This window comes from Bradyrhizobium sp. KB893862 SZCCT0404, from assembly GCF_018130885.1.
GTDB classification, from domain to species: Bacteria; Pseudomonadota; Alphaproteobacteria; order Rhizobiales; family Xanthobacteraceae; genus Bradyrhizobium; species Bradyrhizobium stylosanthis.
This window is the reverse complement of sequence record NZ_JAFCLT010000001.1, coordinates 1,542,781-1,564,517: the sequence shown is the minus strand read 5'-3', so window position 1 is coordinate 1,564,517 and position 21,737 is coordinate 1,542,781. Positions and strand designations below refer to the sequence as shown.

The 21,737-nt window shown below is 65.8% G+C and carries 18 protein-coding genes and 1 tRNA gene; 13 read left to right on the top strand and 6 right to left on the bottom strand.

Translation table 11 applies throughout. The features are described 5' to 3' along the window. The first annotated feature begins 225 nt into the window (after positions 1–225). Positions 226–1,503 carry a hypothetical protein gene (locus JQ617_RS07755; RefSeq protein ID WP_212025650.1) on the top strand — a complete coding sequence of 426 codons (1,278 nt, stop codon included), beginning with the start codon at positions 226–228 and terminating at the stop codon, positions 1,501–1,503. A gap of 22 nt (positions 1,504–1,525) precedes the next feature. Here the strand turns inward: JQ617_RS07755 and JQ617_RS07750 are convergent, their stop codons facing one another. Beyond that, the gene (locus JQ617_RS07750) at positions 1,526–1,756 is read right to left on the bottom strand and encodes a hypothetical protein (RefSeq protein WP_249156701.1); all 231 of its coding nucleotides are present in this window, start codon (positions 1,754–1,756) and stop codon (positions 1,526–1,528) included. Positions 1,757–2,244: 488 nt separating this feature from the next. On the opposite strand from JQ617_RS07750, the gene JQ617_RS07740 reads away from it, so the two are divergent. From JQ617_RS07740 to JQ617_RS07730, 3 genes are all read left to right on the top strand, one after another. Next, positions 2,245–2,565 carry a helix-turn-helix domain-containing protein gene (locus tag JQ617_RS07740; RefSeq protein ID WP_283842038.1) on the top strand — a complete coding sequence of 107 codons (321 nt, stop codon included), beginning with the start codon at positions 2,245–2,247 and terminating at the stop codon, positions 2,563–2,565. A 259-nt stretch (positions 2,566–2,824) separates the two neighbouring features. Continuing rightward, positions 2,825–3,028: a hypothetical protein gene (locus tag JQ617_RS07735; RefSeq protein ID WP_212025643.1), complete on the top strand. Its 204-nt coding sequence runs from the start codon at positions 2,825–2,827 to the stop codon at positions 3,026–3,028. Positions 3,029–3,978: 950 nt separating this feature from the next. Continuing rightward, the gene (locus tag JQ617_RS07730) at positions 3,979–4,626 is read left to right on the top strand and encodes an SGNH/GDSL hydrolase family protein (RefSeq protein ID WP_212025641.1); all 648 of its coding nucleotides are present in this window, start codon (positions 3,979–3,981) and stop codon (positions 4,624–4,626) included. A 99-nt stretch (positions 4,627–4,725) separates the two neighbouring features. Here JQ617_RS07730 and JQ617_RS07725 read toward each other — a convergent pair whose 3' ends face one another. The 3 genes from JQ617_RS07725 to JQ617_RS07715 form a co-directional block, all read right to left on the bottom strand. Next, a complete protein-coding gene (locus JQ617_RS07725) occupies positions 4,726–4,887 on the bottom strand; it encodes a hypothetical protein (protein ID WP_212025639.1) in 162 nt (53 codons plus the stop codon). Between the two features lie 9 nt (positions 4,888–4,896). Continuing rightward, positions 4,897–5,085, bottom strand: a complete 189-nt coding sequence (locus JQ617_RS07720) for a hypothetical protein (protein ID WP_212025637.1) — start codon at positions 5,083–5,085, stop codon at positions 4,897–4,899. 100 nt (positions 5,086–5,185) lie between these two features. Continuing rightward, a tRNA-Arg gene (locus JQ617_RS07715) sits at positions 5,186–5,262 on the bottom strand. Positions 5,263–5,424: 162 nt separating this feature from the next. Between JQ617_RS07715 and JQ617_RS07710 the strand changes: the two genes are divergently transcribed. The 8 genes from JQ617_RS07710 to JQ617_RS07675 all read left to right on the top strand — a co-directional run bounded on the left by JQ617_RS07710 (position 5,425) and on the right by JQ617_RS07675 (position 17,348). Continuing rightward, the gene (locus JQ617_RS07710; RefSeq protein ID WP_212025635.1) at positions 5,425–5,670 is read left to right on the top strand and encodes a hypothetical protein; all 246 of its coding nucleotides are present in this window, start codon (positions 5,425–5,427) and stop codon (positions 5,668–5,670) included. Beyond that, positions 5,667–10,871, top strand: coding sequence for an alpha-2-macroglobulin family protein (locus JQ617_RS07705; protein WP_212025633.1), 5,205 nt, complete (start codon positions 5,667–5,669; stop codon positions 10,869–10,871). Before JQ617_RS07710 ends, JQ617_RS07705 begins: the two co-directional genes overlap by 4 nt. A 158-nt stretch (positions 10,872–11,029) precedes the next feature. Further along, entirely contained in the window at positions 11,030–13,090 is a 2,061-nt protein-coding gene (gene pbpC / locus JQ617_RS07700) for a penicillin-binding protein 1C (RefSeq protein ID WP_212025631.1), read from the top strand. A gap of 50 nt (positions 13,091–13,140) precedes the next feature. After that, complete coding sequence (locus JQ617_RS07695; RefSeq protein ID WP_145659689.1) at positions 13,141–14,883, top strand: ArnT family glycosyltransferase; 1,743 nt, start codon at positions 13,141–13,143, stop codon at positions 14,881–14,883. Between the two features lies 1 nt (position 14,884). After that, positions 14,885–15,730: a phosphatase PAP2 family protein gene (locus tag JQ617_RS07690; RefSeq protein WP_212025629.1), complete on the top strand. Its 846-nt coding sequence runs from the start codon at positions 14,885–14,887 to the stop codon at positions 15,728–15,730. Positions 15,731–15,795: 65 nt separating this feature from the next. Further along, a complete protein-coding gene (locus tag JQ617_RS07685) occupies positions 15,796–16,530 on the top strand; it encodes a glycosyltransferase family 2 protein (protein WP_212025627.1) in 735 nt (244 codons plus the stop codon). Continuing rightward, positions 16,527–16,865 carry a lipid-A-disaccharide synthase N-terminal domain-containing protein gene (locus tag JQ617_RS07680; RefSeq protein ID WP_063683599.1) on the top strand — a complete coding sequence of 113 codons (339 nt, stop codon included), beginning with the start codon at positions 16,527–16,529 and terminating at the stop codon, positions 16,863–16,865. The genes JQ617_RS07685 and JQ617_RS07680 overlap by 4 nt, the downstream gene beginning before the upstream one ends. 93 nt (positions 16,866–16,958) lie before the next feature. Then, positions 16,959–17,348 carry a DUF3592 domain-containing protein gene (locus JQ617_RS07675; protein WP_212025625.1) on the top strand — a complete coding sequence of 130 codons (390 nt, stop codon included), beginning with the start codon at positions 16,959–16,961 and terminating at the stop codon, positions 17,346–17,348. Here JQ617_RS07675 and JQ617_RS07670 read toward each other — a convergent pair. Continuing rightward, positions 17,319–19,010: a Na/Pi cotransporter family protein gene (locus JQ617_RS07670; RefSeq protein WP_212025623.1), complete on the bottom strand. Its 1,692-nt coding sequence runs from the start codon at positions 19,008–19,010 to the stop codon at positions 17,319–17,321. The two genes, JQ617_RS07675 and JQ617_RS07670, sit on opposite strands and share 30 nt — an antisense overlap. Positions 19,011–19,260: 250 nt before the next feature. Here JQ617_RS07670 and JQ617_RS07665 point away from each other — a divergent pair, with 250 nt between their 5' ends. Next, positions 19,261–20,301: a hypothetical protein gene (locus tag JQ617_RS07665; RefSeq protein WP_212025621.1), complete on the top strand. Its 1,041-nt coding sequence runs from the start codon at positions 19,261–19,263 to the stop codon at positions 20,299–20,301. Between the two features lie 12 nt (positions 20,302–20,313). Here JQ617_RS07665 and metC read toward each other — a convergent pair whose 3' ends face one another. After that, positions 20,314–21,498 (bottom strand): cystathionine beta-lyase, encoded by a 1,185-nt coding sequence (gene metC / locus JQ617_RS07660; protein WP_212025619.1) that lies wholly within the window; start codon positions 21,496–21,498, stop codon positions 20,314–20,316. Positions 21,499–21,737: the final 239 nt, after the last annotated feature.

Sequence of the window (21,737 nt, the reverse complement as noted above, 5' to 3'; positions counted from 1 at the left end):
CAGCCGATTTGCGCAGTCGCGATTCGTGCTTTGCGAACGAAGCGGAGTCGGATCGTGAACAAACAAGAGGCTCTGTAGAGCCTTTGGTTCTGATGGGCGGCTTGCGTCGTCGGATCGCGTCCGCATTCACCGACAGCTTGTCGGCATCGTCCTCGATCGCACTGAAGTTTGGACCTCCTGCTTGCGCCCGGCGTTGAACGACGAGACGTTTCGCCAAAGAGCCACATGGAGACCATCGAGGCCTATCTGCAGCGCAAGAACAGGGAGATCGGGCTGCTGAATGGCTGCCTGAGCAACCCTCGCCACGTACCGTGTCCACGTTCGGTGGACGAGGTGATCAAGACCAAATTCCAGCTGACGGCCGCGCTGCGCGCCGAACACGCGCTGCAGGACTGGAAGGCCACGGAGACATCCTGGTCGGCCACGGCTTCGCCGACCAGCGGTCCGTTCGCGTTCAGCTACGATTATCAGCGCGCGGATCTGAAGGTGGACGGTCCCTCGTTCTACGAGCATGAAACCGGCTGCTACAGCGAGACGATCTATACCGCTTCCGGCATGGCCGCGATTTCCGCGCTGCTGCTTGCGGCCACCCGGATCATCGTCGGCGCCGACATCCTGGTGCTGCCGGGCTCCTACGGCGAGACATTGGAGCTGATCGAGCGCTTCGTCCCGGAGCTGCGGCTCGTCACGTTGAGCTCGCCGTTTGCGAATGTCTCGGTTCGTGCCGATGCGCCGAAAATCCTCCTGCTGGATTCCTGCGTCTCCGCTGCCGCGTTCGAAGCAGCGCTGCACAGTGACGGTTCGGGTCTCGATCTCATGATTTTCGACACGACATGCTTTGCCGGCCGGTCGGGCCGCATCAGGCGCGTCCTGCGCTGGGCGAGGCGAAGCGGGATTCCGGTGGTGATGGTGCGAAGCCATACCAAGCTCGATTCGCTCGGCGTGGAGTACGGGCGCCTCGGCTCTGCGGTGTTCGTGGGTTGGGGCGGTGAGCGCGCCGAAGATTCGCTGGCTGGACGCCTCGCGGCAGAGTCACGTGACGCCGTGCGGCTTCTCGGCGGTGCGCCGCTGCCGGCGCATTTTCCTCCGTTTGTGGGAACGGAGGCCTATTGGGCTCTCACCAAACGACGCATCGCAATCATCCTGCGCAACGGCCGCCATGCGACCCGGCTTTTTGCGCGCGAGCTCCGGTCGCTCTCGGCCGAGCTTCATTTCACCCACGGGCTGTACGTCACTTTGCGCAGCAGGCTCCCCCTCGATGAGGCCGGCGCGCGGCAGGCCGCAGAAGCGATGAGCCGCGATCTCGGCCGGGCGAGCTTCCCGATCCGCCACGCCGGCAGCTTCGGCTTCGACTTTGCCGCGACCGAATGGTTTCACAATGCGACCACGGACGAGTTCAGCGTTCGCGTGGCGGTGCCGGATCTGCCGGCGGAGCTGTGGAATGATCTGGCTGCGGCGATTGCGGAGTGGTGGCGAACGCACCAGGTGGCGGATTGGAAATGATGCGCGAGACGGCGGACCTCGATCAGTCGATCGCCAGGCACTGCTCCAGATGCTGCTTCTCCGGAAGCGGCTTGTCGTTGCCTCGCGCCCACGCCTGCACGGCGAAAGCGACTTGGTGCTGCCGCACCACCGCATCGACAACGGACGCCCTTGCCGTCTCGACGCGCCTTGCGATCGCGCCGGTGTTCACGACGCCGGCATCAATTGCCAAAAATGATATTGCGATCACGGCCACGGCAGATGCGATGGCCATTCTCGTCCACTCGGACAGCGGCATCAGGGTCCTTCTCGGGCGTAACGCCGCCCGGCGCATAGATAGGGCTGATATGGCCGGTTCAAAGCCCAGTGAGGGCGCACCCACGCGTTCGTGAAGAACCGTGGCTCGGCTGAACGTTCGTTTGGCTGGCGTTGTGCTGGATAAGAATCATCACGATCGTGACGGAGATGGAGTTGCGTGCGAGCTATGGCCGGCCACCCCGGCGAGGAATGATCTGAGAGAGGCGCAGCAATTTGCCGGGCGGAAGTCAGGAACTTTAGGCAATGCGCGGCTTTGATTGGCGCTCGTCTCGAACAGGCGAGTCCGAACGGACCGCCGGCAAAAGGTGCGCGACGCCCGTAGCCGGCGGCTCCCAAGGTTGATGCGCCCGGCTCGGCCGCTCGGCGGTTTTGAATGCGCCGCTAACATATGATGTGTCGGGTACGCTCGGAATCGCGTAGGCGCTCGACTCTGGGGAGTTGAGGATGCCGAGGACGAGCAAGAGTCCGGTCTTCGGAGCCCGCCTACGCGAGCTTCGGCAGGCCAGGAAGATGACGTTGGTCGCGCTGGCCGATCTACTCGGCGTCTCCGTCGCTTCGGTCTGGCTGTGGGAAAACCGCAAGCGCGTACCGATCGCATCAACGGTCCGGCGTTTGGCGAAAATTCTGGCGGTCGAACCTTCTGCGCTGGTGGCGGCGATGCACGCGGCCCCAGACCCTGGTCAAGCGCCTCCACCCGATCTTCAGGATCTGATCCGCGCGATCGAGGCGAAGGGCTTTCGCGTGCAAATAGCTTCCAGACGGTAGCAGGCCCTGACGATTAATTCGACGCGTGCCATCCCGCGGGAAACGCGATCAAGGGCCAGGCCAGCTGATTGTCGTTAGCGGGTTTTGCCTCTGTCGTCGCAGGCCTGACGATTTGGACGAGCGACATCGGCGCGAGCGTGAGACGCCAGCTTGCAGGCAAACCCATTACCATCGATCCCTGAGAATGAAAGGTCAGGCGGGACGGGGAGAACGCTGCGCTCTGGTGCGCGTTCCAACCATCCGTGCGCTTCGATGCCGCATGGAGGCCAATGCCCGCTCGCCGCTGCTGGATTGTCTCTTGGGAAATTTACAGATCGGCTGTCCGCTGCGGGTTACGCTGCAAGGCCTCGATAGCTTTTCGATAATACTCGGCCACCTTGAGCAGGCTCTCACGCTCAAGGTCGAAGGAAGCGACAGCCGCATGCTCTCGGCAAGCGCGCTCGAGTCTGCGGAATTCCTTTAAGTCCCGGTTCAACGGCAACTCCTCAGACCTGAGGGATCCGGTACGGCGATGAACAGTTCAAAAATCAGCAGCAATTCCAATGTACCGGATTGCCGAAAGTTCCCGCCTTATCAAATGTCAAGTTGCGCGCGAAACACGGCCTTCAGGGAGTGCGGTCGAAGCCTGGGCGCTGAAATGCGTTGGAACTCGCGGGCGGGCGGCGCTTGCCGTGTTCGAAATTCGGCGGGCCGGACCGCGGTCATCGTCGTATCAAGGCGTGTCGTGGTGGACGTCTCGCGGCATGCAGCCATCAAAGTGGCGGGCCAACTTCATCCCACGTCATGATCGAGATGCTGGGGGGCTGCCCAGAGCAGGGCGCGGCCTAATTGGATCTCGACGGGTGGCCGCTGAACCGTGATGCCCGCCAGTTCACGCTGGCGGGCGCATTCGATCATGCCAGGCAGGAGATGATGGCGAGCACGACGTCAGCCCCGAGGTCGCCGAAATACATTGAAAGAACGACGCCGGCGCCAAGAGCAACTGCAATGAGCTTGAGGGCAATCATGTTCAGTCTCCCCACTAAATCTGATGTCGCAGACTAGGCTCCGTCTGTTTCCGGTATGCTTCGAGCGACAAGCAAGTTGTTTCGTTCACCGAACCGTTATCCCCCGCGAGCGCTGGCTTGCGGCGCCACGAAAGGCGAAAAGGGGAAGCGTGGGCTACGTCGCTGACCACGAGCTGGACGTCGCCGACGGGGGAGTACGACGACCCCGACGAGGCGAAGCAGCAAGCGATGGAAATGAGCCCGTGCGCCTAATCCGCCTGCTAGCCTTCCGGCTCGGCTTCCGAGCGAGCCTACGTCTTGCACTGGTGGGGCAGAAGAGGCCCGCCGGTCCACGCTGGCGAGCCTTTCCATTGATCGACGTGGCCGGGTTGCATCTTTCTAAGAATGATGATCTTTGAAATTTGCAATGGGACTGTGGAAAGCTATTCCGTGGACGGCGGCCGATGTGTGTTTTATCGCGGCCGGAGCCGCTTTCTCGGAGGTCCACCGGCTCAAGGACCGCATCGGCGAACTGACCCGCCACGAATTCCACGATCACAAAGACGTGCGGGAATACATGATTGCAGCCGCACTGGCCGACGCTGCCGAACCCATCTTCGTGCTCGGCGATAGCATTACCGAGATGGCCGCTCTTCCGCGCGAGCTGTGCGGGCATCCGGTTATTAATGCGGGTGTTGGTGGCCAAACGATTCAAGAGGCGAAACGGTTGGCAACGCGTGTCCTAGGCGAACGTGGCGCTTTCCTGGTTGCTCTTACGGTAGGAGCAAACGATATCGGATCGGCGTCGGCGCAAAGTGATTTCGTTGCGCTGATTGATGCCGCCAAGCCGCTCTCGCAGCGCCCGCTTGTGGCGGTTGCTGTGACGTCCGATGAGGCGACGAACCGGGAAATTGCCGCTGCGACGGCCGCCCGTGGCGTCGCCTTTGTGAAGCCTCGGATTCCAGCAACGGCCGACTCGATGATGCCGGATAAGGTCCATTATCGGGCCGCAGCCTACAGCTCATGGATTCCCGCCCTGAAAGCGGCGATCACCCAAAAGTGTACCGCGTCCTAGACGAAGCTGAACTGAAATTCGTATCGGCAGTTCGGAACGCGAGCGAGCTACTGCCAGCCGTAGCAATGCTGCAGCGTCGAGCAAATCCGAACCGACCGCTCACTTGAACCAGCATTCTTCGGAGACGTTGCAAATTGCTCCGGTGTAGCGATTGCGGTGTTGGTCCGCGCCATACGGCTCGTATCGCAGGATGCGCGCGACGACCAGAAGCGCAATAACGATCGCCGGTGCCACGAGCACGGTCTTGGTGTTCAGGGCCATAGACGCACTCTATTCGATTCCTGGCTCGGGCTGTTGAGCCTTGAGGACGATCACCAAGAGGGCGAGCACGATGGCGGCCACCCGCAAGGCAATTCGGTGATCCAGAAGCGGATCATGGCGCGTCTCCAGTGAGCAGGTAGCGAAAAGCGGTGTTGCCGCCGTGTTGCGTGGAGCGGATTGAAATGCCGCGTAACGCATTGAATTTGCTACGATGGGCTTCGCCGCGCCGCGCAATACGGTTTTGCCCCGAGAACGACGCCAATACTCGGCCAAGCTCTTGATGTTATGAAGGAAACACTGGCGATCCCGGCAGGACTCGAACCTGCAACCCGCGGAGTAGAAATCCGCTACTCTATCCAGTTGAGCTACGGGACCGTCCTGGGCCGCCCGGGCGGGGCGGCTGGCCGTTCATCTAGCATGCCAATATGAAAAATCTCGTCTTTCGCCAAGCCTGAACCGAACCGTTTTCCTCAATGCCGCGACAAAGCGGAACGGTGGCGTGTCAGGGTGCCGGGTTGAGCGGCAGCGGACCGGACGATGGTTCACATCGCCGGAGACGCTGAACAGCTTCCGGGATGCGGTCGCCGGACGATCGGTGAGGTGTTGCTGCGCCATCAGGACGGCGTGCGCGGCGGTATCTCGGCCGGTCTCCTCTGGGCCTGCCTTGTCATGGCGAATGCGACGATTTGCACCTTTGGTTCCATCGCCTTGAGTCCGTCACCTTTCCACGCATTTCATGCGACCAGCGGCGTTCGTCCGCGATTCCCGGGAGTCCATCCATGATCGGTCTTGTTCGCGCCGTCACAATCTGCGCAGCGCTGGCGCTCGGCCTGTCGGCCGCGCAGGCCGCCGACAAAGCCTTCAAGCGCGACGACCTCGCCGATTCCGCGATCAAGCTGGAGGCGCAGATCAAGAGCGAGGCAGGGCCGGTCGCGAAGACCAGTGCGACGCTGCGCACGGATGCGGATGCCGCCTTCAAGCGCAACGACTACCGCACCGGCCTGTCGGTGCTCGGCCAGATCGCGGCCACCACGCCCGAGGACGCCGGCAATTGGCTCCGGCTCGCCAAGGTCATCTTCCAGATCTGGCCGAAGAACTCGAGCGAGCAGACCTTCCTGCTGGAGCGCGCCTCGACCGCGGCCTACATCGCCTACACCCGCGCCGGAAACCCAGGCGAGGAGGCCGACGCGCTCGCCGTGCTCGGCAAGTCGCTCGCCGAACGCAAGCTGTGGCGGCCGGCGCTGGACGCGCTGCGGCTGTCGCTCGACATGCGCGAGGTCGCCGACGTCCGCGGCCAATATGAGAAGATGCGCGACGAGCACGGCTTCCGCCTGCTCGACTACACCGTGGATTCGGACTCGGCGAGCCCGCGCGCCTGCTTCCAGTTCTCGGAGGAGCTCGCCAAGCGCACCGACTTCGCGCCGTTCCTGGCGCTGGCGGGCCAGGACAAGCCGGCACTGTCGGCCGAGGGCAAGCAGCTCTGCGTCGACGGGCTGAAGCACGGCGAGCGCTACAACATCAATCTGCGCGCCGGCCTGCCGTCCACGGTGAAGGAGGGGCTGCCGAAATCGGCCGAGTTCAACGTCTATGTCCGCGACCGCAAGCCGTTCGTGCGCTTCACCAGCCGCGCCTATGTGCTGCCCAGGACCGGCCAGCGCGGCATTCCCGTGGTCAGCGTCAACACGCCCGCGGTCAACATCAACGTCTTCCGCATTGGCGATCGCAACCTGATCAACACGGTGGTCGACAGCGATTTCCAGAAGACGCTGACCAAGTACCAGCTCAGCGATCTCGGCGACGAGCGCGGCGTCAAGGTCTGGACCGGCGAGCTTTCGACCGCGATGACGCTGAACCAGGACGTCACCACGGCATTCCCGGTGGACCAGGCGCTCGGCGAGCTGCAGCCCGGCGTCTACGTGATGACCGCTGCGGCCAAGGGCCCGGGCTCGGACGACGAGTACCAGCTCGCCACGCAATGGTTCATCGTCTCGGACCTCGGGGTGGCCGCTTACTCCGGCAATGACGGCATCCATGTCTTCGTGAATTCGCTGGCCTCGACCGATCCGGTCGGCAAGGCCGAGGTGCGGCTGGTTGCCCGCAACAACGAGATCCTCGCGACGCGCAAGACCGACGAGAGCGGCCACGTGCTGTTCGAGGCGGGCCTGGCGCGCGGCGAGGGCGGCCTGTCGCCGGCGATGCTCACGGTTAGCGGCGAGAAGGCCGACTACGCCTTCCTCAGCCTGAAGACCTCGGCGTTCGACCTGTCCGATCGCGGCGTCTCGGGGCGCGCCGTGCCCGCTGGCGCCGATGCCTTCGTCTATGCCGAGCGCGGCGTCTACCGCTCCAGCGAGACCGTCTTCCTCACCGCGCTGCTGCGCGACGGGCAGGGCAATGCCGTGACCGGCGGTCCGATGACCCTCGTCATCGAGCGCCCCGACGGCGTCGAATATCGCCGCGCCGTGCTGGCCGACCAGGGCGCCGGCGGCCGCACGCTGTCCGTGCCGCTCAACTCGGCCGTGCCGACCGGCACATGGCGGGTGCGCGCCTTCACCGATCCGAAGGGCGCTTCCGTCGGCGAGACCACCTTCATGGTCGAGGACTACGTCCCCGATCGGATCGAATTCGACTTATCCGCCAAGGACAAGCTGATCAAAGCTAACGCTCCAGTAGAGCTTAAGGCGGATGGTCATTTCCTCTATGGCGCGCCGGCCTCGGGCCTTGCGCTCGAAGGCGACATGCTGGTCGCGCCTGCGGCCGGACGTCCTGGCTTTGTTGGCTATCAGTTCGGCGTCGCCGACGAGGAGACCACCTCGAACGAGCGCACGCCGCTGGAGGGCCTGCCCGAAGCTGACGCCAATGGCGTTGCGACCTTCCCGGTGACGCTGGACAAGCAGCCGGCCTCGACGCGTCCGCAGGAAGCGCAGATCTTCGTCCGCATGGTCGAGACCGGCGGCCGCGCCGTCGAGCGCAAGATCGTGCTGCCGGTCGCGCCGACCGCGGCGCAGATCGGCATCAAGCCGCTGTTCGGCGACAAGAACGTCGCCGAGGGCGACAAGGCCGAGTTCGACGTCGTGTTCGTCTCGCCCGAGGGCCAGACGCTGCGCCGCGACGGCCTGCGCTACGAGCTGCTGAAGATGGAGTCGCGTTACCAATGGTACCGCCAGAACAATTACTGGGAGTACGAGCCGGTCAAGTCGACCTCGCGCGTCTCCGACGGTGACGTCACGATTGCCGCCGACAAGCCGTCGCGGATTTCGCTCAGCCCGCAGCCCGGCCGCTACCGGCTGGACGTGAAGTCGAACGATGCCGATGGCCCCGTGACCTCGGTGCAGTTCGACGTCGGCTGGTACTCCGACGGCAGCGCCGACACGCCGGACCTGCTGGAAACCTCGATCGACAAGCCGCAATATTCCTCCGGCGACACCATGACGGTGTCGGTCAACGTTCGCTCTGCCGGCAAGCTCACCATCAACGTGCTCGGTGACCGCCTGCTGACGACGCAGACCGTCGACGTTAGGGAAGGCACCGCGCAGGTGAAGCTGCCGGTCGGCAAGGATTGGGGCACCGGCGCCTACGTGGTGGCAACGCTGCGCCGTCCGCTCGATGCCGCCGCCCAGCGCATGCCGGGCCGTGCCATCGGCCTGAAATGGTTCGGCATCGACAAGCAGGCCCGCACGCTTGCCGTGAAGCTGACGCCGCCGGCGCTGATCCGCCCCAACGCGATGCTGAAGATCCCGGTCAAGCTCGACGGGCTCAATCCCGGCGAGGACGCCAAGATCGTCATCGCCGCCGTCGATGTCGGCATCCTCAACCTCACCAATTACAAGCCGCCGGCCCCGGATGATTACTATCTCGGCCAGCGCCGTCTCTCCGCGGAGATCCGCGATCTCTACGGGCAGCTCATCGACGGCATGTCGGGCACGCGCGGCCAGATCAAGTCCGGCGGCGATGCCGGTGCGGCCGACCTGCAGGGCTCGCCGCCCTCGCAAAAGCCGCTGGCGCTCTATTCGGGCATCGTGACGGTCGGGGCCGATGGCACTACTGAAGTGAGCTTCGACATTCCGGAGTTCGCCGGCACGGCCCGCGTCATGGCGGTGGCATGGACCGCGACCAAGCTCGGCCGCGCCAACACCGACGTCGTGATCCGCGATCCCGTGGTGCTGACCACGACCCTGCCGCGCTTCCTGCTCAACGGCGACCACGGCACGGTCAATCTCGAGATCGACAATGTCGAGGGCCAGGCCGGCGACTACGTCATCAACGTCAAGACCGGCGGCCCGGTGAAGATGACCGGCAACCCCGCCACCACCGTCAAGCTCGCCGCCAAGCAGCGCAATGCGTTCACGCTCGCGCTCGACGCGACCGCGGCGGGGCAGGCGACGCTCGACGTCGACATCAAGGGTCCGAACGGCCTCGCGCTGGCGCGTCACTATGCGTTCGACGTCAAGGCGGCGACGCAAGTTTTGGCGCGGCGCTCGATCCGGACGCTGGCGAAGGGCGAGAGCCTGACGCTGACCTCGGACATGTTCTCCGACCTCGTGCCGGGCACCGGCAGCGTCTCGGTCTCGGCGAGCCTGTCCACCGCGCTCGATGCGGCGACGATCCTGAAAGCGCTGGACCGCTATCCCTATGGCTGCTCGGAGCAGATCACGAGCCGCGCCATGCCGCTGCTCTACGTCAACGACCTCGCGGCCGGCGCGCACCTCGCCATGGACACCGAGGTCGACCAGCGCATCCGCGACGCCATCGAGCGGCTGTTGGCCCGTCAGGGCTCCAACGGCTCGTTCGGCCTGTGGTCGGCCGGCGGCGACGACGCGTGGCTCGATGCGTACGTGACGGACTTCCTCACCCGCGCCCGCGAAAAGGGCTTTGCGGTGCCGGATGTCCTGTTCAAGAACGCGCTCGACCGCATCCGCAACTCCGTCGTCAACGGCAACGAGCCGGAGAAGGACGGCGGCCGCGATCTCGCCTATGGCCTCTATGTGCTCGCCCGCAACGGCGCTGCTCCCATCGGTGACCTCCGCTATCTCGCCGATACCAAGCTGTCCAACCTCGCAACGCCGATTGCGAAGTCGCAGCTTGCTGCGGCGCTCGCGCTGGTCGGCGACCGCAACCGCGCCGAACGCGTCTATGGTGCCGCGCTCGACAGCCTCGCGCCAAAGCCGGTGCTGGAGTTCGGCCGCACCGACTACGGCTCGCAGCTGCGCGATGCCGCAGCGCTGGTCTCGCTCGCCAGCGAAGGCAATGCGCCGAAAGCGACGCTGACGCAGGCGGTGAGCCGGGTCGAGACCGCGCGCGGGCTGACGCCCTACACCTCCACGCAGGAGAATGCGTGGCTGGTGCTGGCGGCGCGGGCGCTGGCCAAGGAGAACCTCTCGATCGAGGTCGACGGCCAACCGGTCAAGACCGCGCTGTACCGCAGCTACAAGTCGGACACGCTGAGCGGCAAGCCGCTGAAGATCACCAACACCGGCGATGCGCCGGTGCAGGCGGTGGTCTCGGTGTCGGGCTCGCCGGTGACGCCGGAGCCGGCGGCATCGAACGGCTTCAAGATCGAGCGCAGCTACTTCACGCTCGACGGCAAGCCCGCCGATATCAGCAAGATCAAGCAGAACCAGCGCTTCGCGGTGGTGCTGAAGATCACCGAGGCCAAGCCGGAGTACGGCCACATCATGGTGTCCGACTATCTCCCCGCGGGCCTCGAGATCGACAATCCGAAGCTGGTCTCCTCCGGCGACAGCGGCACGCTGGACTGGATCGAGGACGGCGAGGAGCCCGAGGATACCGAGTTCCGCGACGACCGCTTCACCGCCGCCGTGGACCGCGCCTCGGACTCCAAGTCGGTGTTCACCGTCGCCTATGTCGTGCGCGCGGTCTCGCCCGGTAAATACGTGCTGCCGCAGGCCTATGTCGAGGACATGTACAATCCCTCGCGCTATGGCCGCACCGGCACGGGTACGGTCGAGGTGCGGGCGGCGAAGTGAGTGGTGAGATGAGCGAGGCCGACAATAGTTCTCGTCATTCCGGGATGGTCCGAAGGACCAGACCCGGAATCTCGAGATTCTCCGGTGCGCAATTGCGCACCGTAGTTCGGCTCTTCGGGCCGCCCCCGAATGACGGTCGTGGAGGAGGGCGCACCATCATGCGCATCCTCTCAGCCCTCGCTTTCACCTTCATCCTCGCCATCGTCGGCTTCGTCGGCTGGGTCTATTCGCTCGGCCCGCTGCCGCTCGACGAGGCGAGGCAGGTCTCGGCCACCATCGTCGACCGCAACGGCAAGCTGCTGCGCGCCTATGCGATGGCCGACGGCCGCTGGCGGCTGCCGGTCGACGCCAGGACCAACGTCGATCCGACCTATCTGAAGCTGCTGTTCGCTTATGAGGACCAGCGCTTCTACGCCCATGACGGCATCGACCCGCTGGCGCTGGGGCGCGCGGCGTTGCAGCTCGGCACGCGCGGCCACATCGTCTCGGGCGGCTCGACCATCACGATGCAGCTGGCGCGCCTGATGGAGCCGCGGCGGCAACGCTCGCTCTACGCCAAGCTGCGGCAGATGGTGCGTGCGATCGAGATCGAGCGCACCATGAGCAAGGAGCAGATCCTCGATCTCTATCTTGCGCTCGCGCCCTATGGCGGCAACCTCGAAGGCATCCGCTCGGCCTCGATCGCCTATCTCGGCAAGGAGCCGAAGCGGCTGTCGCTGGCCGAGGCCGCGCTGCTGGTCGCGCTGCCGCAATCGCCGGAGACGCGCCGGCTCGACCGCTATCCCGACGCCGCGCGCAAGGCGCGCGACCGCGTGCTCGATCGCATGGTCTCGGAGCATGTGGTCAGCGCGGACGACGCCAGGCAAGCCAAGGCCGTGCCGGTGCCGACATTGCGCAGGCCGATGCCGATCCTGGCGCCGCACGCCTCCGACGCGGCGATGTCGACGGTCAAGGACGCACCGATCATCAAGCTGACGCTGGATGCGACCTTGCAGAAGGTGCTGGAGCCGCTGGCGCGCGACCGCGCCATTGCGCTCGGGCCCAACATCTCGGTCGGCATCATCGTGGTCGACAACGAGAGCGGCGATGTGCTCGCGCGCGTCGGCTCGGCCGATTATTTCGACGAGAGCCGGGCAGGGCAGGTCGACATGACCCGCGCCATTCGCTCGCCGGGCTCGACGCTGAAGCCGTTCATCTACGGCCTCGCCTTCGAGGATGGTTTCATCCATCCCGACAGCCTGATCGACGACCGTCCGGTCCGCTTCGGCTCCTATGCGCCGGAAAATTTCGACATGACCTTCCAGGGCACGGTGCCCGTGAAGAAGGCGCTGCAATTGTCGCTGAACGTGCCTGCGATCGTGCTGCTCGACCGGGTCGGCTCGAGCCGTCTGGCATCGCGGCTGCGGCAGGCCGGCGGCAACCTCATCCTGCCCAAGGACGAAGCGCCGGGCCTTGCCATGGGCCTCGGCGGTGTCGGCGTCACGCTGCAGGACCTTGCGCAGCTCTACGCCGGCTTCGCCCGTCTCGGAACCACCAAGCCGCTGCGCGAGATCGTCGCCGCCAACGACGACCGCGAGCCGATGCGGCTGCTGGATCCGGTCGCGGCATGGCAGGTCGGCAATGTCCTGCTCGGCACGCCGCCGCCGGAGAACGCCGCCCACAACCGCATCGCCTTCAAGACCGGCACCTCCTACGGCTATCGCGACGCCTGGTCGGTCGGCTTCGACGGACGCATGACCATCGGCGTCTGGGTCGGACGGCCCGACGGCGCGCCGGTTCCCGGCCTGATCGGCCGCGTCGCCGCCGCGCCCATCCTGTTCGACGCCTTCGCCCGGACCGGCAAGACGCTGGCTCCGTTGCCGAAGCCGCCGAAGGGAACTCTGGTTGCCAGCAACGCCAAACTGCCGCTGCCCCTCAAACGGTTCCGCCCGGTCGGAGAGCTGGTGCGGACCGGCGGCGAGCAGGCGCTGCACATCCAGTTTCCGCTGAACGGCTCGCGCATCGACGTCGATCGCTCGGGCGGACCCGAGAGCGCTGCCATGCCGGTCAAGGTCGCCGGCGGGGTTCTGCCCATGACCGTCATGGTTAACGGCGCTGCGCGCGGCGAGATCGATGGCCGCCGCCAACGCCTGATCGATCCGCCGGGGCCGGGCTTTGCGCGGCTCACCGTGATCGATGCCACGGGCGCCGCGGACACAGTTGTCATTCGAATTCAATGAGCCCGGCTTAAGCGGTTGTGGCGATGGCGGTTTCAGCGTAAGCGGAACCAATGGCCGAGACCTACCCAAGTCCCCGTTTTGGAGCCCCCCGCGAGCCGAAATCGCCCGTAAATCCGGGCAGCCGGCTCGTGACCATGCTCGATATCGCGACGGCCAGCCACGCCCGCGCGGTCGCGTTCCTGCTGCTCTGCGCGCTGCTGCTGTTCCTGCCAGGCTTCTTCACCATCCCGCCGATCGATCGCGACGAGGCGCGCTTCGCCCAGGCGACCAAGCAGATGGTCGAGAGCGGCGACTATGTCGACATCCGCTTCCAGGAGGACGTCCGCTACAAGAAGCCGGTCGGCATCTACTGGTTGCAATCTGCGGCCGTTGAAGCCGCGTCCGCCCTCAGGCTGCCGAAGGCCGAATTGCGGATCTGGGTGTACCGGATTCCCTCGCTGATCGGCGCCATCGGCGCCGTGCTTATGACCTATTGGGCGGCGCTCGCTTTCGTCACGCGCCGCGCGGCCGTGCTCGCGGCGCTGTTGATGTGCGCCTCGGTGCTGCTCGGCGTCGAGGCGCGGCTCGCCAAGACCGACGCGATGCTGCTGTTCTGCGTGACCGCCGCGATGGGCGCGATGGCGCGAGCCTATTTGTCCTGGCAGCGCGCCGAGGACGAGACGCATCCGCCCTGGAGCTGGCCCGCGATCTTCTGGAGCGCGCTTGCGGTCGGCATCCTGATCAAGGGCCCGCTGATCCTGATGTTCGCCGGCCTCACCATCGTCGCACTCGCGATCCTGGATCGCGATGCCTCCTGGCTGTGGAAACTGCGTCCGCTCTGGGGCCTGATGTGGACGCTGGTGCTGGTGCTGCCCTGGTTCATCGCGATCTTCTGGCGCGCCGGGGACGCCTTCTTCGCCGATTCCGTCGGCGGCGACATGCTCAGCAAGCTCGGCGCCCAGGAATCCCATGGCGCGCCGCCCGGACTTTACCTGGCGCTGTTCTGGATCACGTTCTGGCCCGGTGCGCCGCTGGCCGCGATGGCGGCGCCCGCGGTGTGGCGGGCGCGGCGCGAGCCCGGCGCGCAGTTCCTGCTGGCGTGGCTGATCCCGTCCTGGATCGTGTTCGAGGCGGTCCTGACCAAGCTGCCGCATTATGTGCTGCCGCTCTATCCCGCGATCGCGATCCTCACCGTCGGCGCGCTGGAGCGGCGGGTGCTGTCGCGGTCCTGGCTCGCACGCGGCTCGGCCTGGTGGTTCGCGATCCCTGCGGCGGCCTCGATCATCGCGGTGGTTGGCGCGGTCATGCTGACGCGGCAGCCGGCCTTCGTGGCCTGGCCGTTCATCGCGGCCTCGCTGATCTTCGGCCTGTTCGCCTGGTGGCTGTTCGACACCAACCGCGCCGAGCGCTCGGTGCTGAATGCGCTGGTCGCAGCCCTCATGCTGGCCGTGACGGTCTACGGCATCGTGCTGCCGTCGCTGACACCGCTGTTCCCGAGCATCGAGATCGCGCGCGCCTTGCGCAGCGTCACCTGTGTCGGGCCGAAGGCGGCATCGGCCGGCTATCACGAGCCGAGCCTCGTCTTCCTGGTCGGCACGCAGACGTTGCTCACCGACGGCTCGGGGGCGGCGGACTTCCTGCGCCAGGGCAGCTGCCGCTTCGCGCTGATCGAGCAGCGCTCGGAGCGCAGCTTCGTGCAGCGCGCCGAGGCGATCGGGCTGCGCTACAAGGTCGGCGCGCGCATCGACGGCTATAATTTCTCGCAAGGGCGCGCGATCTCGATCTCGATCTTCCGCTCGGAGGGCACCGAGTAAGATGCCCGCGACCGCCGATAGCGCCTCGCGCCCGGCCTATCCCGTGCAATTGCTCACGGTGTCGGGGCGCGCGCTGGCGCAGCTGGTGCGCTCGCCCTCGCATTCCCGCCGCGCCGAGGCCGCGCGAAAGCTGGCGCGGCACTCGCTGTGGCTCAGCATGGCGGGCGCGGCCCTGGTCATCGCGCTGATGCTGGCGTTCGACCTGACCGAGATCCAGCTGATGCCGGCGCGCGGCACGCCCAGCCTGTGGCCGATCCGCATCCTCACCGATTTCGGCAAGGACGAGTACGTGCTCTCGGTGCTGGGCGTGATGCTGGTCGTCGTGGCGCTGGTCGCGGCGGGGCTTCACGGCACACGGCGTGCGCTGCTGCTGGGCCTCGGCACGCGTCTGCAGTTCCTGTTTCTGTCCGTTGCCCTGTCCGTGTTCGTCGGTGAAATCCTGAAATATCTCATCGGCCGCGGGCGTCCGTTCGTCGGAGGCAAGGCCGATCCGTTCAACTTCATCCCGTTCGAGGGCTCGGGAGCCTATGCCAGTCTGCCGTCGGGCCATGCGATCACGGCGTTCGCGCTGGCGTTTGCGGTCTCCGCGCTGTGGCCTCGGCTGCGGGTGTTCATGTTCACTTACGCAATCGTGATCCTGCTGACGCGCCTCGTGCTGCTCGCGCATCACCCCAGCGACGTCACCGCCGGGGCTCTGGTCGGCATCGTCGGCGCCATGACGGTCCGGTACTGGTTTGCGGCGCGCCGGCTCGCCTTCGCCATCCGCGCCGACGGCACCATCGTGCCGCTTCCGGGGCCGGTCACAGGGCGCCTCAAAAGGGTTGCCCGCGGGGCGTCCGCCCCATAAAAGCGGCTGCCTGCCGGGGCCGCCGGTTCCCCGAGGGCAGGCCAATTCCAACCACGAGCCTCGATTTGTCGACGTCCCAGCCATCGGTTTCCATCGTCGTTCCCGTGCGCAACGAAGCCGACAACATCGTGCCGCTGATCGAGGAGATCACCGCGGCGCTCGATGGCCGCTGGGATTACGAGATCATCTACGTCAACGACGGCTCGACGGACGCGACCGGCGAGCGACTCAAGGCCGTGATGGCGCAGCGGAGCAATCTGCGTCAGCTGCGGCACGTCAGATCGGGCGGCCAGTCGGCCGCGGTGCGCAGCGGCGTGCGCGCGGCGCGCGGGGTGATCGTCGCCACGCTCGACGGCGACGGACAGAACAATCCGGCGTTCCTGCCGGACCTGATCTCGGCGGTCGAGAAGGGCGCCAATGTCGGTCTCGCCGCGGGACAGCGCGTCGGGCGAAAGGATACCGGCTTCAAGAAATTCCAGTCGCGCGTGGCCAACAAGGTCCGCAACGCGATCCTGCAAGACGGCACGCGCGATACCGGCTGCGGGCTGAAGGCGTTCCGCCGCGACGTGTTCCTGATGATGCCCTATTTCGACGGGCTGCATCGCTTTCTGCCGGCGCTGGTCCGCCGCGAGGGCTTTGACATTGCCTATGTCGACGTGATCGACCGGCCGCGCCGGTCCGGCGTGTCCAACTATGGCTTCTTCGACCGGCTGTGGATCGGCATCATGGACCTGGCCGGCGTGTGGTGGCTGATCCGCCGCAAGAAGACGACACCAGATGTGACTGAGGTGAACGCATGATCATCCAATACGGTCAGGCGCTGAGCAACTATCTCTACGACGTCTTCGTCGCCAAGTTCGACTTCTGGCTCGCGTTCGGCCTCGTCGCGCAGCTGTTCTTCACCGCGCGCTTCCTGGTGCAGTGGATCGCGAGCGAGCGCGCCGGCAACAGCGTGGTGCCGATGGCGTTCTGGTTCTGCTCGATGGGCGGCGGCCTGATGACGCTGGTCTATGGCGTCGTGAAGCGCGAGCCCGTCATCATCCTCGGCCAGTCGCTCGCGACCATCATCTATATCCGCAACATCATGCTGATCATCAAGAACCGCGGCCGCGCCTCGAAGACGCTGGAGCGCTGATCGCGGTCTACGACGGCAGGGCATCCGGATATCCCGATCGCCATGCGCAAGTTACCGGCAGCTCTGTTTGGATCGGTTGTTCTGATCGGCCTTGTGCTGCTTGGGCTCGGCCTGTTCGAGACCGGCGGCGTCGTCGCATTTCTCGCAAGGGCCGAGCAGGCCGAGGCGCGTTTCGCCGGTGCCGTCGCGCGCAGCGGCGGAAACCACGGCGGGACGTTTCTCTATCCGACGTTTCAATTCCAGACGGCGGACGGGCGCCCGATCACGTTCACATCCTCATCGGGGTCGACAAGCCAGCCTTATGCGGAGGGCGAGCGGGTCCGGATCGCCTACGATCCCCGGCGGCCGGAGGATGCGCGGCTGCTGTCGTTCCTGACGCTTTGGATCGCTCCCATCCTGCTTTGCGCCGCGGGGCTGCTTCTGGCCGGCGGCGCGATTGCCGTTCGCATCGCCCTAGCGCGGCAGCGCCGAGGCCGCGCCTGAGCCGGGCAGGGCGGCGGTCTCCGCCTCGGTCCTGCGATAGGGCTCGCCGGCCGCATCCAGCACGGGATAGGCGACGGAGCAGATGTGCGAGTGGATGCGGCGCAGGTCACGCAGCACGTCGAGATGCAGCGAGGTGGTTTCGATGGTCTCAGGCCGTCCCTCGCGCAATCGGTCGAGATGGCGCTCGACGGCGGCAAGCTCGGTGTTCTTGAGCATGGTCTTCTCGACCAGCAGCTTGCGCGCCTCATTGGCGTCGCCCGACATGAACACGCCGAAAGCGATCCGCAGCGATTCCATCGTGCGCTTGTGGAAGGCGGCGAGCTCCTCGGCACCCTCGGCCGAGAACTGGAAGCGGCGCTTGATCTTCTTGGTCGCAAGCTCGCTCAGGCTCTTGTCGATGATGTCGCCGATATGCTCGAGATTGATGGCGAAGGAGACGATCTCCATCGCGCGCCGCCCCTCGCTCTCGTCGAGGCTGCCGCGCATCAGCTTGGTCACGTAGAGCTTGATCGCCTCGTCGAGACCGTCGACGATGTTGTCCGTCTTCGAGACCTGATCGACCAGCGCCCGGTCGCCGGTCATCATCGCGGTCATCACCTTGCGCAGCATGACCTCGACGAGATCGCCCATGCGCAGCACCTCGCGGGCGGCGTCGGCCAGCGCCAGTGACGGCGTCTCCAGCGCGGTCTCGTCGAGATAGCGCGGTCGGCCTGGATCGGCCTCCTGCACGCGGTCGGGCAGCAGGCGGGTGAGCAGGCGCGACATGGTGTCGAGCAGGCCGATGAAGATGATCGCGGTTCCGGCGTTGAAGGCGATGTGGAACGCGGCCGTCATCTTCGCCAGATCCGGCTGCCAGGCGTGCATGTGTCCGGCGATCACGCCCAGGAACGGTAGGACGAGGGCGATCCCGACCACGCGGTTGACGAGATTGCCGACCGGAAGGCGGTAGCTTGCGGGATCGTCGCGCCGTGCGCCTTCGAACACGGGATTGATGGCGCTGCCGAGATTGGCCCCGAGCACCAGGGCCAGCGCGGCGTACGGCGTGATGAACTGCGAATAGGCCAGCGACATGATCAGCAGGACGCTGGCGACGCTCGAATGCACCGCCCAGGTGACGAGCGCGGCGATGAGGATGCAGAGCACGGGATCGCCCGTTATCGCCGCCATCACGACGCGCATGCCGGGTGCGTTCTCCGCCGGCGCCAGCGTGTCGAGCAGGATGTGCAGCGACAGCAGCATCAGGCCGAGGCCGATGCAGACGCGGCCGATGTCCTTGATCCGGGAGCGCGGTCCGGAGCGGAAGGCGACGAGGCCGAGCACGAACAGGACGGGCGCGACAGCGGCGATGTTGAACGACAGCACCTGCACGATCAGCGTCGTGCCGACATTGGCGCCCAGCATGATCGCGAGCGCGGCTGCGAGGCTGACGAGGCCCTCGGCCGCGAACGACGAAGTGATCAGGGCCGTCGCGGTGCTGCTCTGGAGCAGCGCGGTGAGGCCGAGACCTGCCGCAAACGCACTGATGCGGTTGCCCAGCGCCTTGCCGAGCAGCCGCCGCAGGTCGGGACCGAACGCGCGCAGGATTCCGCTGTGGACCATGTGCAGGCCCCACAGCAGCAGCGCAACGCCGCCCATCAGATCGAGCAGAACCAACGTTCCCATGCTCCGTGTCCGGATTGGAGTCGATTGGTGAGGCTAGCGCCAAAAGCTTGGGGATCAAACCATTTGTTGGCGCATCGGCGTTAACGTTTGCGCGGACTGCTCGTTCCCGCAGCGCGATGCCTTGTGAGCAGGCTCACATTGCTGCCTTCAGGGCATTCTCCCGGCGGCGCTCGGGTCGAATTGCGCGGCTGGCTATCGCAAGAGCGCGGTCAAACCTATGATACCGGCTCTCGATAGCCTGCGAATCTCAATGGCCCTCTTCAAGCAATCCCATTTCAGTGCGTCCGATGTACGCTCGCTCTGTTGGCGCGGCGATGAGCTCGTGGATTGGGTCGGCGGCGGGCGCGCATTCACGCTCGACGGTGCGGAAAAGCGCGCGATCGTGAAGTTCGGTTATCGGTTCGACGCCGCCACGGCGTCGCCGGATGGCCGCTTCGTCGTGATCTACGAGAGGCTGGGCACGAAGGGGCTCCTGCTTCGCGACGGACGGATTGTTCGTGAGCTGGACCGTAGCTACTACTTCGCAGACGCCTACGAATTCCCTGTTGTCCTGTTCAACGCTCCGGACGGCCGGCTCTTGCTGGCACATTGTCCCGGAAACTATTGCCGCCTCGAACTGGAGGAGGCCGAAACAGGCCGGCCGCTCACGGCATCGGTCGAGCGCAAGCCGTCGGATTTTTTCCATTCGCGACTAAGCGCGAGCCCTGACGGAAGGCGTCTGCTCAGTGCCGGGTGGCTATGGCATCCGCTCAGTCTCGCGGTGTGCTACGACGTCGCGCAAGCCATCGCGGACCCCTGTCACCTCGATGGCCGCCATGAACTCAGCGCATCATTCAATCCAGGTCTGGTCGAGGAGAGTTCGGCCTGCTGGCTCGACGATGATCGCCTTGCGGTGGCGGCCTCAGCCGAGCCCGAGCAGGACAGCATCGAGGACGACCGCGAACCTCGCCTGCATCCGTGCGGGCTCGCCGTCTACGATGTCGCGAACCGGACCTGCCTGCGGGGCTTCAAGATGAACGAGCCGCCTGGAACGATCTTGCCGCTCGGGAAACGCCACGTGTTGTCCCTCTACCGGCATCCGAAGCTGATAGAGCTTTCGACCGGAACTGTCGTCCACGCCTGGACCGAGCTCTCCTCCGGCCGTCAGGACGGCAGCATCATTTGGGGGCTGAGCGGCGATGCGATGCCGCCCGTCATGGCCCTCGATCCCTCAAGCGGCCGCTTCGCGATCGCCAACGGCGACACCATCACCGTGCTGGAATTCAATCTTCCGGCATTGAATGCGATGTGAGGCCGGTCGAGCTCACATCGCCGTCTTGAGAGCAGCAAAGCCGCGATCGAGATCGGCCTTGAGATCGTCGACGCTCTCGAGGCCGATATGGAGGCGGAGGGTCGGGCCGCCGGGCGCCCACTTGGTCGCGGTGCGATAGTCGTTGCAGTCGAAGGGAATCGCGAGGCTCTCGAAGCCGCCCCAGGAGAATCCCATGCCGAACAGCTTGAGCGTGTTGAGCATGGTGTCGACGGCCTGCTGCGGCGCCGGCTTCAGGACGATGCTGAACAGGCCCGAGGCGCCGGTGAAGTCGCGCTTCCAGATCGCGTGGCCGGGATCGGTTTCCAATCCCGGATGCAGCACGCGCGCGACCTCTGGACGCTCCGCCAGCCAGAGCGCCATGTCGAGCCCGGAGCGATGGTGCTGTGCGAGCCGCACCGACAGCGTGCGCAAGCCGCGCAGCGCCAGGAAGACGTCGTCGGGGCCGGCGCAGACACCGAGCAGGCGGATGCCCTCGGCGATCTGCGGCCAGGCCTTGGCGTTGGCCGAGATGGTGCCGAACATGATGTCGGAGTGGCCGCCGATATATTTGGTGGCGGCCTGCATGCTGATGTCGACACCCTGCTCGAGCGAGCGGTGATAGAGCGGCGTCGCCCAGGTGTTGTCGTCGATGACGAGCGCGCCCTTCGCATGCGCGACCTCGGCGATGGCGCGGATGTCGGGCATCTCGAAGGATTGCGAGCCGGGCGCCTCCACCAGCACCGCACGGGTGTTGGGCTTGAACAGCTTTTCGATGCCGGCGCCGATCAGCGGATCGAAATAGGTGGTCTCGACGCCATAGCGGGTCAGCATGCCGTTGCAGAAATTGCGCGAGGGCCGGTAGATGTTGTCGACGACCAGGATATGGTCGCCGGTCTTCAGCACCGAGAGCAGGGTGGTGGAGATCGCCGACAGCCCCGACGGCACGATGCCGACGCCGGCGCATTGCGGCCCCTCCAGGGCCATCAGCGTGTCCTGGAACGCCCTGGTCGTGGGGGTGCCGTGGCGGCCATAGGTGAACTCGCCGCGATGGGCATGGAGGTCCTCGGCGGTCGGGTAGAGCACGGTCGAGCCGTGGAACACCGGCGGATTGACGAACCCCTTCTGCGCCTTGGTGTCGCGGCCGGAGGTGACCAGCCGGGTCTCGGCCTGCTGCTGGGAGGGGTGCGAGGAATCCATGCGTCTGCTTTCAAAACCGCGTTTCCGCCGGGGCGCCTTGCGCCTGGCAGGCCGGCCGAAAGGCCGCTCGCGTTAATAACAGAACACAGAAGACTCCCGTCAACCCCTTGACCCGGCTCGCCAGTCGTTCTGAGATGCGCAGGTGCTATTCAGTCGCTGCATGTTGAGGGGCCTGCGCGACCTTCGATCCATCGTTTGACCGGACCTTGCGCCACAGCCAGAGATGCGGGCGCATCCGG

What these genes read in the sequence shown, in the direction of transcription:
- JQ617_RS07720 (WP_212025637.1), bottom strand. Translation starts at nt 5,085, where the DNA reads ATGCGTTACGCGGCATTTCAATCCGCTCCACGCAACACGGCGGCAACA.
- JQ617_RS07750 (WP_249156701.1), bottom strand. Translation starts at nt 1,756, where the DNA reads ATGGCCATCGCATCTGCCGTGGCCGTGATCGCAATATCATTTTTGGCA.
- JQ617_RS07730 (WP_212025641.1), top strand. Translation starts at nt 3,979, where the DNA reads ATGGGACTGTGGAAAGCTATTCCGTGGACGGCGGCCGATGTGTGTTTT.
- JQ617_RS07695 (WP_145659689.1), top strand. Translation starts at nt 13,141, where the DNA reads ATGGCCGAGACCTACCCAAGTCCCCGTTTTGGAGCCCCCCGCGAGCCG.
- JQ617_RS07665 (WP_212025621.1), top strand. Translation starts at nt 19,261, where the DNA reads ATGGCCCTCTTCAAGCAATCCCATTTCAGTGCGTCCGATGTACGCTCG.
- JQ617_RS07705 (WP_212025633.1), top strand. Translation starts at nt 5,667, where the DNA reads ATGATCGGTCTTGTTCGCGCCGTCACAATCTGCGCAGCGCTGGCGCTC.
- JQ617_RS07680 (WP_063683599.1), top strand. Translation starts at nt 16,527, where the DNA reads ATGATCATCCAATACGGTCAGGCGCTGAGCAACTATCTCTACGACGTC.
- JQ617_RS07710 (WP_212025635.1), top strand. Translation starts at nt 5,425, where the DNA reads ATGGTTCACATCGCCGGAGACGCTGAACAGCTTCCGGGATGCGGTCGC.
- JQ617_RS07670 (WP_212025623.1), bottom strand. Translation starts at nt 19,010, where the DNA reads ATGGGAACGTTGGTTCTGCTCGATCTGATGGGCGGCGTTGCGCTGCTG.
- JQ617_RS07690 (WP_212025629.1), top strand. Translation starts at nt 14,885, where the DNA reads ATGCCCGCGACCGCCGATAGCGCCTCGCGCCCGGCCTATCCCGTGCAA.
- JQ617_RS07755 (WP_212025650.1), top strand. Translation starts at nt 226, where the DNA reads ATGGAGACCATCGAGGCCTATCTGCAGCGCAAGAACAGGGAGATCGGG.
- pbpC (WP_212025631.1), top strand. Translation starts at nt 11,030, where the DNA reads ATGCGCATCCTCTCAGCCCTCGCTTTCACCTTCATCCTCGCCATCGTC.
- JQ617_RS07735 (WP_212025643.1), top strand. Translation starts at nt 2,825, where the DNA reads ATGGAGGCCAATGCCCGCTCGCCGCTGCTGGATTGTCTCTTGGGAAAT.
- JQ617_RS07740 (WP_283842038.1), top strand. Translation starts at nt 2,245, where the DNA reads ATGCCGAGGACGAGCAAGAGTCCGGTCTTCGGAGCCCGCCTACGCGAG.
- metC (WP_212025619.1), bottom strand. Translation starts at nt 21,498, where the DNA reads ATGGATTCCTCGCACCCCTCCCAGCAGCAGGCCGAGACCCGGCTGGTC.
- JQ617_RS07725 (WP_212025639.1), bottom strand. Translation starts at nt 4,887, where the DNA reads ATGGCCCTGAACACCAAGACCGTGCTCGTGGCACCGGCGATCGTTATT.